The following is a 12,405-nucleotide window of genomic DNA, read 5'->3' on the forward strand; positions in this document are numbered from 1 at the left end:
CGATACCAGTTAACACAAACGAAACCTCTCCTTAATATCGGGCTTACATAAAAAAAGTACGATGATCCCTATGCTGTGGCATTTATTCCTGTCCAGGGGAAATCAGGATGTTGTGGACAACGCAATAGGGAGGAAGCTGGTAAAGTGAGAAGGTATATAAGGCAAATCAATGCTCTTGTTGTACTTCTGTTATTACTATCCATGCTTCAGCCGGAACTTTACGCCAGGGCGGCATTTGATGTGCCGCCGGTATCCGGCTATGGCCAGATCATGGATTCGAGACAGACGGAACTTGCGCCTGATGCGAATTACATCTGGATGGATGTGCAGGATGCGCGTGGCCGCCAGAAGATTCACGCGGTGCAGTTCAATCCGGGGAGCGACCATCTTGAACTGCATGCCGGTACAAAGAGCGGAACGGTGTACGGGATGGAGCCGCTTACGGAAATGGCTGCTTATGCAGACAAGCCCGGAAACCGGGTCATTGCCGGGATTAACGGCGATTTCTATGAAATTTCCGGCTATGCTACGGGCGTGCCGAACGGGTTGTTTATGGATGAAGGAGTCATTCTGAACAGCGGGACTTCATCTTATGCGTTCGGTCTGACAGCCGACGGACGTTCGCTGTACGGAAAGCCGGTTTTGCAGAAGAACATAACCATCGGCGGGCAGACGTCATATCTGACGAGCATAAACCGCCTCCGCGGCGAGAATCAGCTTGTACTGTTCGCTCCCGATTATTCCGCCTCCACGAAGTCGTCCAACGATGGCGATGAGTTTGTACTGGATGTGCTGGAGGGGGAAGTGAAGAGCGGGCAGACGATGAGGTTGAAGGTGGCTGAAGTGCGGCTGAATCAGGGGGACACCCCGCTGCGGGAAGGCCAGGTGGTCCTGTCGGCATCCGGTGACAAGCGCACGCTTACCCAGGGACTCAAGGCGGGTGATGAGCTCAGCGCCAGCTTTGCCCTGGAAGGCGAGTGGAGTGAAGCAGAGCTGGCCATCGGCGGGCAAGGGCCACTCGTAAAAGATGGGGTCGTACAGACCGGAGTGGGACCGTCCGGCGTGCATCCGCGGACAGCGATCGGAACGAAAGCGGATGGCAGCATTGTTCTGTTCGAGGTGGACGGACGGGCTCCAGGCTTCAGCGAGGGCATGGAGACGGCTGAACTGGCCTCCATCATGCAGGAAATGGGCGTAGTGAACGCCATGAATCTGGACGGAGGCGGCTCATCCACACTGGTGGCCCGCATGCCGGGAACAGAAGGTGTTCAGATGATGAATCAGGGCTCGGACGGTTATGAGCGCAAAATCGGCAACGGATTGCTGCTTGTAAATACCGCTCCGGAGGAGCCTGCCGCCTCCAGGCTGGCAGTTCAGCCGGGAGCGGAACGGATTTTGCAGGGAGCTTCCTTCACCTTCAAGGCGGCAGGCATCGATGCTAATGGGCATCCGGCTCCTTATCAGGGGGAGCTGAGCTGGGAGGTGGACCCTGCGCTCGGCACCATGGACAGCAGCGGGGTGTTCACAGCTGGACAGACAGCCGGAACAGGCACAGTACGGGCATCTGCCGGAAATGCGGCGGGAACCGCGCAGATTGAGGTCGTGGACAAGCTGACGGCGCTGGAATTCCCGGACCAGGTCAAGACTTATTCAAACGGTGAGAAGGCAGTCCTTTCCGTAAAGGCATTGCGCAGCGGACAAACCATTCAAGCAGGAAATGACAGCTTTGCATGGCGTGTGGAGGGCGATATTGGCACCGTTGACGAGCATGGTGTGTTCACGGCCACCGATCAGAACGCGGCCAAGGGCAAAATCTATGTCACTTATGGAAATGTCGAAGCTTCCTTTGAGGTGAATGTGGGCCTTCCGCCGGTTATGCTGGAGGATTTCGAGGATGGCATCGGCAGCTACAAAGCAAGCAGTACGCTGGCGAACCATGTGTCCATCTCGGAGGTGACCGATCCCGATTATGTGCGCGGCGGAAGCCGGGCGGTGAAGCTGGAGTATGATTTTACAGGCACGACGGGAACATCGGGAGCCTACCTGACAGCTACCTCAACCGATAGCCGGATACAGATCCCGGGTTATCCGGAGAAAATCAGCATGTGGGTCTATGGCGACGGGCAGAAGCACTGGCTGCGCGGACAGCTCCGGGACGGCGCCAACGCCGCTATCCCGGTCAACTTCACCGAGCAGAACATCGGTGTCGACTGGACAGGCTGGAAGTATGTAGAGGTCGAGGTGCCTAAGGGCAAGACAACACCGCTGACCATGGATATGCCTGTCAGATACATGGAGACGAAGAATACGAATAAAACGGCCGGCGCGATTTATATCGACGACATTCGGGCGATCTACGGTCCTCTCGAGGAGGACAGAACTCCGCCTATTTTCAAGGATATGGTGCCAGCGTCGAATGAAATGGTGAAAACGGGCACACCAACCATTTCCGTGACAGCCGAGGATGATGGTTATGACCCGGTGCAGCATCCGGGGACGACCCTGATCGATCCGGATACGATTCGTGTCTATATTGACGGGCAGCAGGTGGAATACGGGTTTTATCCGCCCAAAGGACAGATTTCCTACAAGCCGAAAACTCCTTTAACCGAAGGGCGGCATAAAGTCAAGGTGGCGGTGCGTGATCTGAGCGGCAATCAGACGATACAAGAGTGGTATTTTACCGTTAACCTTGGTTCACCGTTCTATGTGTACGACACACCGGATACGTTGTATGCTGGCCAAACGTATACATTGGATATTTTCGCCGAGAAGGCCGCCGAGCTGAAGGAAGGGCATGTGGCTTTCCGGTTTGATCCTGCAGCTGTATCAGAGCTGGAGGTTGTGCGGGGAAGCAAGGTAAGCGAAGCCCAGCTTGTTCCGAAGATTGAAGGGGACACGGTTACGCTGGAGCTGCACGGGCTGAATGAAGCAGGCCTGGCGGACGACGAGCTGATCGGGCAAATCCGCTATAAGGTAAGAAGTGATTATATCGGTCCGCATACGCTGGAGGAAGCGGCGCAGCCATTGTCCAAGCCGCTGACCATCGCTTTTGCGTCCGGCTCGGTGACTTCCACCAAGGGAGCAGGTCAGCCGATTTCCTTCACAGGGGCGGACGTGGAGGCTATCGTTCGCACAAAGCTTAACCTGAACTGGGATCCGTATGAGATTGCCCAGGGTTATGAGGCTTCTTTCACCGTAACCGGTGAGGACGGGGCGGCGGCCGAGGGAGCGAAGCTGCTGCTTGATGGTGTGGAAGTGCCGAGAGCAGCCGCAGATGCTGCGGGAGTGCTGCGAACAGACCTGGCGACTCGCAGCAGCGGAACCTTCACTCTCCAAGCGGTGAAGGGGGACGAGTACAGCGCCGTGATGACCTTCAAGGTGGCCGAATATGCGGGCACGGCTGATCCGCGCAGCATCAATGTAACGATGGGAGCGGATGCCGCACGTGAGCGGCATTTCACATGGCACACCGATCCGATGACGACCGATACGATGGTCGAGCTGGTGAAGCGCTCGGAATTCACGGATTTTGAGGCAGACAATGTTACCCGCGTGAACGGAAGCAACTCGCTGTATAACACAAACAATGACGGAACGATCCGTGTACACAAGGCGGAGGCGAAAGGGCTGGAGCCTGACACCGAATATGTATACCGTGTGGGCGACGGCAGCTCTCATATGAGTACACAGGGCACATTCCGCACCAGCGGAATGGCCGGAGATACGACGAAATTCCTGTTTATCGGCGACTCGCAGGCAGGGGATCAGGCCGGATTCGGGCTGTGGGGACAGACGCTGGACAAGGCTTTTGAGGACATGCCGGATGTGGACATGCTGGTGCATGCCGGGGATATGGTCGATAAAGGCTTTGAACAGGAGCAATGGGATTGGTGGTTCGACGCTGCGCAGGATGAGCTGATGAACACGACGCTCGTTCCGCTTGTCGGCAACCATGAGGTTATGGGCAGCAACGGAAACGGCGATTACCTGGCCCAGTTCCACAATCCGCAGAACGGACCGGACGGTACGCGCGGCTCCAGCTTTTCCTTTGATATCAATGACACACATTTTGTCGTGCTGAATACGGAAGGATCGGCCGCAAGCTATGAAGAGCAGGCCAGATGGCTGGATGAGGATCTATCGAACACGGACCGCAAGTGGAAGGTGCTGTTCTTCCATCAGGGACCGTATGGCAGCATCTATGCCAATGAACGGGCGCAGCAGGTGTGGGTGCCGGTGTTCGACAAGCATCATGTCGATCTGGCTATGAACGGACATGATCATATTTACATGCGCAGCTATCCGATGGAAAACGGCGGCATCGTGCCGGATGGGCAAGGAACGCGATACGTCATCGGCGGCTCCTCGGGTCCGAAGTTCTATGCGTTGACGGAGCGGTTCTGGCAGGAGAAGATTTACGATGAGGATGAGCAGATTTTTACCGGGGTGGAAATTACGGATGAAGCCATAACGGTAACAGCCAAAACATTGGACGGCACGGAAATCGACCGCTTCACCATTGGCGGCGCGCGTCCCGAATCGCTTCAGGTGCTGCCGGAAACGGCGGAGCTTGCCCCTGGGGAAACCCTTGCGTTGAAAGCAGTGGTCAAACCGGATAACGCATCTGTTCAAAAAATCATATGGTCAGTGGATCAATCCGGACCGGACAGCGCGGTATCGGTTGACGAGCAGGGACTGGTGACGGCCGTGAAGCCGGGTAGTGCGACGGTAACGGCGGCGGTGTACGGCTACCCTGAAATTTCGGCCAAAAGTATAATAACAGTTGCCGGTTCGCTGAGCGGAATTGAGGTCAAGGGCAAGCAGCAGCTTGTGCCGGGCGGAACGGACCGCGTCATTGTGGAGGCTATGTATCCTTCCGGCAGCCGCAAGGCATTGACCGAAGGAGTAAAATATGCCAGCAGTGATGAGAATGTGGCGGCGATCGATCAGAACGGAACCGTTACAGCGAAGGCTCAAGGAGCAACGGTCATTTCCGCAACGTATCAAGGGTTGACGGACTCGTACAACCTGCGGGTCGTGCGTGCAGCGGACGGTATAAGAGGTATAGAAATCCATGGGCCTGCAGAGCTTGAAGCAGGAGAACGCGGCAAAGTAGTTGCAGAGGCAGTATACGGAGACGGGTCCCGTTATCTGCTTGCAGAGGGAGTTTTCTTTGAATCCTCAAATGAATCAGTTGCCGAGTTTGATCATACAGGAACGCTGAATGCTGTTAGAGAAGGCACAACGGTGATCAGCGCAGTGTATGAATCCTGGTCAGCAGATTATCTGCTGACGGTGACAAGCGGGCCGTCCGAGCCGACACCAACACCGACACCATCACCGGATCGTGACCGGGATAAGGATCGGCCGTCGGGTGGTACTGCAGGTGGAGCAGCTCCCGCGCCTGCGCCAGCACCGACGCCGCCAGCAGCGGACGACGCTGTTGTGATTACACCGGAGCAGCTTGCTGCGCGCGGCAGTGATGGTGCGGCAATCGTTGCCATCGGAGAAGATATACGGCAGGTTCTTCTCCCAGGTAATGCAGCAGACCTTCTGAATGGGGCTCCGCTGCGCATCACTGCAGCGGACGTGCAGCTGGAAATTCCTGCGGCGGTTCTGAGCGAGCTTGCCGGACAGCTCCCGTCCGGTCCATCTGCGGCGGCATGGATTTCCGTCTTGGCTGTACCGGTTGCGGATGATGAGCGTTTAATGACCGAGCTGAGCACCCATACCGGAGCGAGGGTGTCGGCCGCCGGCCTTGTGCGGAATTGGTCCATGAGCATCATGGATGCAGCAGGCAAAAGCTTCACGCTTGACACCTTCTCCGAGCCGCTTCAGGTGTCATTCGCTGCGGATGCGGCGGCAGACCGGGAGCTTACCGCAATCTACCGCATTGCGGAGGATGGATCGTTCGAGTATGTCGGCGGTAAATGGGATGGAGAGCGGATTGCAGCTGAAATTCGCCAGCCCGGGATTTATGCCGTGCTGGAGTATGACAAGTCCTTTGCCGACCTGGCATCCGGACACTGGGCCGAGCGGGTGGTGAAGCGGCTGGCAGCCAGACAGCTGATTGAGGGTGTCTCCGCTGACCGGTTCGAGCCGGGCAGAGAAGTGACAAGAGCGGAATTTATCACCATGCTGGTGCGCGTGCTTGGTCTTGAAGGACAGCATACTGAACCGGTATTCACTGATATTCAAGCAGGCAGCTGGTATGCGGAAGCGGTGAGCCTTGCAAGTCAGGCCGGGCTGGTTCAAGGAACAGGAGCAGCACTGTTTCAGCCGGAGCGCACCATTACCCGTCAAGAGATGGCGGCGATGCTGGTGAGGGCTTATGAGTATGCAGCGGATAACTCAGCTAATGAAGCAAAAGGCAGCAGCTTCTCCGATCTGGAACCCGCTCCTTCATGGGCCCGTACGGCCGCCGGCCGGGCTGGTCAGCTAGGTCTTATGCAGGGACGGGGTCAAGGGCAGTTCCAGCCTTTGGCAACAGGCACACGCGCCGAAAGTGCGCAGATGGTTCTGAATTTGCTGGAGCGTATGGAGCAGCAGTAAGGAAGAGATAGAAAAACAAAACCGTGCAAAGCCGACTAAGTAACTGCGGCTTGCACGGTTTTTTCTGTATAGGGTTTTATGTGTTTCAGGAGCTTAGTTGGAGTGCGGGCTTGCATAGATTCTGTACATGGACAATTCATTGTTTATGGATCTGGCAATGCGGAAGGCCTCTTCTACGCTCCGGCTATTTTGGATGATTTCATAGAATAGCCGAATCACAAACATAAACGCATCATTGCCATCCGGGTAATCATCCGGCCCGATATAGACTTTACAGCCGCGATCCAGAAATGCCTTTGCCAGCCTTGAATCCCCCAGTGTGCATCCATTCGCAATGACTGTTTTGCCATCCAGTTTCGCACAGCGCAATATTTCCTCCGGGCCGAAGTCTCCCTGCGGCTCTTCCTCCTCATACACATCAATGTCCAGTTCGGGCATGATGAATTTACCTGTACAGCCGTGAAAATTAAGTATGATCATATCAATGCCGTTGTAAAGGTCCTCGCCGGACAATACGGAAATGAAATCTTTTGGCCTGCCTATCCAATATGTAATGACACGTGCGCCAAAATATTCTAGAGCCGCACGTACAGCTTGAGTTTCCATATCGCAATCGGGTCCGCATACTAAAGCGACGTTTTTTACGGGCCTGCTCATTCAAGATACCTCCAAAGGCTATTTATTATGACTCACAGTACTTATTTAATCTGGCCAATCGACATGCTCAATTTGTAATTTCCATACTTCAGGAGCCTGTCGAGGAAATCATTCAGCTCCAGCGGGGAGCCAACGCGCACCCGCAGCCAATAACAGCCTTCGCCGCTTACACGGTGAACCTCGGCCACCTGCTCGCTTTGTGCAGCGAATGCCTGAAACGATTGGTGGGCTGTGTTGGAGGTCAGGAAAACAGTAACAAAGGCGTGTACCGCCTGGCCGATTTTGTCCGGATTCCAGCGCAGGGTCGTTCCTTCAATAACACCAAGATCCTGCATTTTCCGTACGCGGGCGCCCACAGCCTGCCCGGTCATGTGCACGAGCTGGCCGATGGCTTTGTAGGATTGGGAGGCGTCCTGCAGCAAATGCTTCAGGATGCGCAAATCCACCTCATCGATTGTTGGATTGCTTAACATCGTAATTTCCTTTCAGCGTGAAAGTAGAATGTGGTTTTTCCGTTCACCATGATGATTACCTTCTCATTCGTTTACATTAAGATTAAAGAAGTTTCAGCCGAGCTGAAGCATGCTTGAATCGTAAGAAAAACTTCCGCTAAACGCGATGTGTCTTCTGTGAGGGCACGTCGGGAGATGTTTTCTTAATTTTAGCAGAATCATGATCTGAAAGATAAGGGGTGTGGAGAACAATGAAGCTTCAATTGATACGCCATGCCACGCTGTGGCTGGAATATGCGGAAATACGGTTCCTGATAGATCCGATGTTCAGTGACGCCGGGGCGAACCCGCCGGTCATCAATACGCCGAACGACCGCCGCAACCCGCTCGTGCCGCTTCCTTTTGCCGTGGATGGTCTGCTTGATCCGGACGCCGTACTTGTAACACACTTGCATCCGGATCATTGGGATGAAGCAGCAATAGCAGTGCTGTCAAAATCAACACCGATTCTATGTCAGCCGGAGGATAAAGTACCTATCACATCTGCCGGCTTCAGCTCCGTATCTGAGATAAGTGAGCACATCACCTTGAAAGGTGTGACGATCTTCCGAACTGGAGGGCAGCACGGCACAGGGGAGATCGGGAAGCGGATGGGTCCCGTATCCGGCTTTATCCTCAAAGCAGAAGGCGAGCCGACGCTGTATATTGCGGGGGACACGATCTGGTGCGACGATGTGCAGAACGCATTGGATGCCTATCATCCGGACATAACGGTGGTTAATGCCGGGGGAGCGCGGTTCAATGAGGGTGATCCGATTACGATGGATGAAGGGGATGTAGTTCGTCTTTGCCAGTATGTGCCTTATACCAAGGTGGTGGCCGTGCACATGGATGCAATCAACCACTGTCTTGCCACAAGAGCGGATTTGCACGGCCGGCTGGAGCGGGAGGGACTGCTTGACCGGGTGGCTATCCCGGGAGACGGGGAGTGGGTGTGATTTAAAATCCAAAGGTTGCGATTTCTTCTGTTTATCTTTAGTCAATTTTTAAGTCGGGGTATGCACGGAGCAGCGGAGAAAACGAAGCAATTCCGGAAAAGCGGAGCGCTCGCCTTTGGCCCCGAATTTCTTCTTCATCACAGAATAATCAAATGAAATTCGGGGACAACAGCGATTGGAGGAATGGTTCGTGTTCGGAGCCTCTCAGAACGCAAGAAAGGAGGACTAGCCCGTCTTCAGGATAAAGTGGTGATTAAACGGTTCAACCTAAATAGTCCAGCGCCAGTGCAAGAAAGGTGTTTCCCGCATTCAACAGCGCCCGTTCGTCAAAATCAAATTTGGGATGATGGTGGGCATACTGGGTCCGTACATCCTCTGTTCTTGCCCCCACTTGGATGAAAGCGCCCGGTCTATGCTCCAGATAATAGGCAAAATCCTCGGCTCCCATGACCGGAGGCGGTTCAAGGAAAGCGTCCTCGCCAAAATGCTTTGCAACCAGCTTTTTCACCCTTTCCGTTTCTGCCGCCGGATTAACCAGTGGGGGGTATCCATTTAAATAGTGAATGTCAGAGCGCGCGCCACCAGCCTCGCTTAATCCCTGAACAATGCTTCTGAGTTCTTCTTCAATCTGCTTGCGTACCTCCGGGCTGAACGTCCGTACCGTGCCCTGCATCTCCGCTTTATCCGCAATGACATTAAACGCCGTGCCGGAAGAGAATTGCCCCACCGTTACCACAGCGGATTCGAGCGGATCAACTCTGCGGCTGACAATTTGCTGCAGCCCGCCCACGATCTGCGCTCCGATGACCAGCGCATCTACGGTTTGGTGCGGTCTGGCCCCGTGTCCGCCCTTGCCGTGAATTTCAATCGTAAAGGCATCAACGGCAGCCATCGCCGGACCAGCTCTCAGTCCGAGTCTGCCGAGAGGATACTCTGATGATAAATGGATGCCGTAAACTGCGTCCACTCCATCAAGGCAGCCGTCCTCGATCATAAACTTGGCGCCGCCCGGTGGTTTTTCTTCAGCATGCTGAAAGATCAGCACCAGCTCTCCATGAAGCGTCTCCCGAAATTCCTGAAGCACACGTGCAACGCCAAGCAAAACAGCCGTATGACCGTCATGGCCGCAAGCATGCATCACGCCGGGCACCTCTGATTTATAAGGAACATCCTTCTCATCCTGAATGGGCAAAGCGTCAAAATCCGCGCGGAAAGCGATGCGCGGCCCCGTGCTTCCGCCGCGGATAAAGCCCAGTACACCATTGCCGCCAACGCCGGTCCGGACTTCAATGCCGAAGGATTGGAGCTGCTCCGCAATGAAGCGGGCCGTGTTATTTTCCTGAAAAGAAAGCTCCGGATGCCGGTGCAAATATCTGCGCCATTCAATCAGCTGCTGTTCATGTTCGGCCAACCTGGCCGCAAAAGCATCATACATGGGCTCAGCCCTCCTAGCGTTGATATGTTTGTACAAATAACTATAAGTGCGAGTTCAAAAAGTCAGGTTTTCAGCACCGAAGCGTATGCTTCCGAAGTGCGTTTTTTCAAAACGCTTGAGTTGGATGAAGCTAGGGACTGAGGAGCGGAGCGTACTTGGGGTACGTGAGCACCGGAAGTCCTGGCTGAATGCAAGATTCGATGTCGAGTCCGCTTACTGATCTGCTTCGTGATCAAAAGATGACTTTTTGAACAACCTCTATAAAGGATAATGACAGGCGACGAAACGGTCATTACCAGCCGGGACAAGCTCGGGTTGTTCTGACCGGCATTTGGCTGTGGCAAAAGGACAGCGCGTATGAAAGCGGCAGCCGGACGGCGGACGGGCGGGTGAAGGGATTTCCCCCTGTATGCCGTTCGCAATGAATTGTTGTCCCGGGGTCATATGAGGAATGGATTCGATCAGCGCCCGGGTGTATGGATGGGCGGGGCTCGCGAACAGCTCATGAGAGGGCGCGATTTCCACCAGCTTGCCCAGATACATTACGCCGATCCGGTCCGAAATATGCCGGACAATTTGCAGGCCATGAGCGATAAACAAATAGGTCAGCCCCAGCCTCTCCTGAAGTTCAAGCAGAAGGTTCACGATTTGCGCCTGCACGGATACGTCCAGCGCCGATACCGCTTCATCAGCCAATATAAAGCGGGGACGCAGCGCAATTGCCCGAGCGATGCCGATTCGCTGCCGCTGTCCGCCAGAGAATTCATGCGGGTATCGATCCATCGCAGAGGCTGCCAGCCCAACCGATTCCAGCAACTCCCCGACTCTGAGCCGTTTCTCCTTTCCGCTTAATTTTTCATGGACCTCAAGCGGTGCCCCAATGATCTCTCCCACCTTCCAGCGGGGGTCAAGCGAACCGTATGGGTCCTGAAAAATCATCTGGAAGTCCCGGCGAATACTTCGAAGCTCCGCCGCACGCAGCTTCGACAGCTCCCGTCCCTGAAATTTTACCTCACCTGAGGTTTGGCTCTCCAACTGAAGCAGCAGCCGTCCCAGGGTTGATTTGCCGCTGCCGGATTCCCCGACCAGGCCGAAGGTTTCTCCTTGCCGGATGGAGAAGCTGACATCGTCCACCGCGCGGACAAAAGAACGTCGCCCCAGCCGTCCGCCTCTTACCGGGTAATATTTGCTGAGCCCGCTAATCTGAAACAGCTCTGGTGCGTCCGTCGGGCGGGAGGAGGAAACATAGGCTGGAGAGGCAGCATCGCCGGTGACAGGCGCTGCCTGCCCTGCGGATTTGCCGGAGGGTACCAAACGTTGTAAAAGTTCGGCATGCCAGCAGGCGACGTCCCGCCCGTCTTTGTGTTCGAGCGGAGGGGCCTCCTGCATACAGCGGTCCGTAGCGAAAGGGCAGCGCGGGTGAAAGAGACAGCCTGACGGCAGGTCCGTCAGCGCCGGAATCGAACCTTCGATGGATGGCAGCCTGGTTCCCTTTTCCGTGTCCAGCGTTGCCACGGACTGCAGGAGTCCCTGACTGTACGGATGGAGCGGCCGGCTGAACAGTTCGGCGGCCGCTGCCTGCTCGACGATCCGGCCCGCATACATCACGACGATTCGGTCGGCGATTTGTGCCGCCACCCCCAAATCATGCGTGATCAGCAGAATGGACATATTGAATTCCTGCTTCAGCTCCTGAAGTAGGCCCAAAATCTGGGCCTGGATGGTAACATCAAGGGCGGTCGTCGGTTCATCCGCGATTAACAGCTCGGGTCCGCAGGACAAGGCCATCGCGATCATGGCCCGCTGTAGCATGCCCCCGGACAATTCGCCCGGATACTGCTTCATTCGCAGCTCCGGCTCGGGAATGCCGACGCGTGACAGCAGATATATGGCTCGTTGCTTAGCTTCCACACGTGTTTTGAAGCGATCATGGGTCAGAATGGTCTGCATGATTTGCTGGCCGATCGTGTATACCGGATCAAAGGCGGACATCGGCTCCTGAAAGATCATCGCCATCTTTTTACCCCTCAACAGCTGCAGCTCCCTGGAGGTCGCCTGGGTTAAATCCGTCCCGTTCAGGCGAATTCGTCCGCTGGTGATCCGGCCGTGTTCGAAATCGGTCAACCGCATCACGGCTTTTGAGGTCACCGTTTTCCCGCTGCCGGATTCACCCACGAGGCAAAGCGTCTCCTGTGTCCCGATCGTCAGGGAAACATCGTGAAGCACCCGTAAAGGTTCGGGCCGGGCAGGGAATTCAACGGACAGATGCTCGATTTCAAGTAGTGGTCTCAATGCTTGCCCTCCTTCG

Annotated in this window: 6 protein-coding genes; 2 read left to right on the top strand and 4 right to left on the bottom strand. The window is 55.3% G+C overall.

The features are described 5' to 3' along the window. Nucleotides 1-144: 144 nt before the first annotated feature. On the top strand, nt 145-6,555 hold the full coding sequence (locus ACI1P2_RS02450; protein WP_355316508.1) for a phosphodiester glycosidase family protein: 6,411 nt from the start codon (nt 145-147) through the stop codon (nt 6,553-6,555). 93 nt (nt 6,556-6,648) lie between these two features. Here the strand turns inward: ACI1P2_RS02450 and ACI1P2_RS02455 are convergent, their stop codons facing one another. After that, a complete protein-coding gene (locus ACI1P2_RS02455) occupies nt 6,649-7,212 on the bottom strand; it encodes a delta-aminolevulinic acid dehydratase (RefSeq protein WP_355316510.1) in 564 nt (187 codons plus the stop codon). A gap of 41 nt (nt 7,213-7,253) precedes the next feature. Then, nucleotides 7,254-7,685, bottom strand: a complete 432-nt coding sequence (locus ACI1P2_RS02460; RefSeq protein WP_355316512.1) for an Lrp/AsnC family transcriptional regulator — start codon at nt 7,683-7,685, stop codon at nt 7,254-7,256. A gap of 230 nt (nt 7,686-7,915) precedes the next feature. Between ACI1P2_RS02460 and ACI1P2_RS02465 the strand changes: the two genes are divergently transcribed. Then, nucleotides 7,916-8,662 (top strand): MBL fold metallo-hydrolase, encoded by a 747-nt coding sequence (locus ACI1P2_RS02465; protein ID WP_355316514.1) that lies wholly within the window; start codon nt 7,916-7,918, stop codon nt 8,660-8,662. Nucleotides 8,663-8,924: 262 nt separating this feature from the next. On the opposite strand, the gene ACI1P2_RS02470 is transcribed toward ACI1P2_RS02465, so the two are convergent. After that, a complete protein-coding gene (locus tag ACI1P2_RS02470) occupies nt 8,925-10,097 on the bottom strand; it encodes a M20 metallopeptidase family protein (RefSeq protein WP_355316516.1) in 1,173 nt (390 codons plus the stop codon). Nucleotides 10,098-10,355: 258 nt separating this feature from the next. After that, nucleotides 10,356-12,389: an ABC transporter ATP-binding protein gene (locus ACI1P2_RS02475; RefSeq protein WP_355316518.1), complete on the bottom strand. Its 2,034-nt coding sequence runs from the start codon at nt 12,387-12,389 to the stop codon at nt 10,356-10,358. Between the last annotated feature and the right edge of the window lie 16 nt (nt 12,390-12,405).

The sequence above is a fragment of the Paenibacillus jiangxiensis genome (assembly GCF_046098255.1).
GTDB lineage: Bacteria > Bacillota > Bacilli > Paenibacillales > Paenibacillaceae > Paenibacillus > Paenibacillus jiagnxiensis.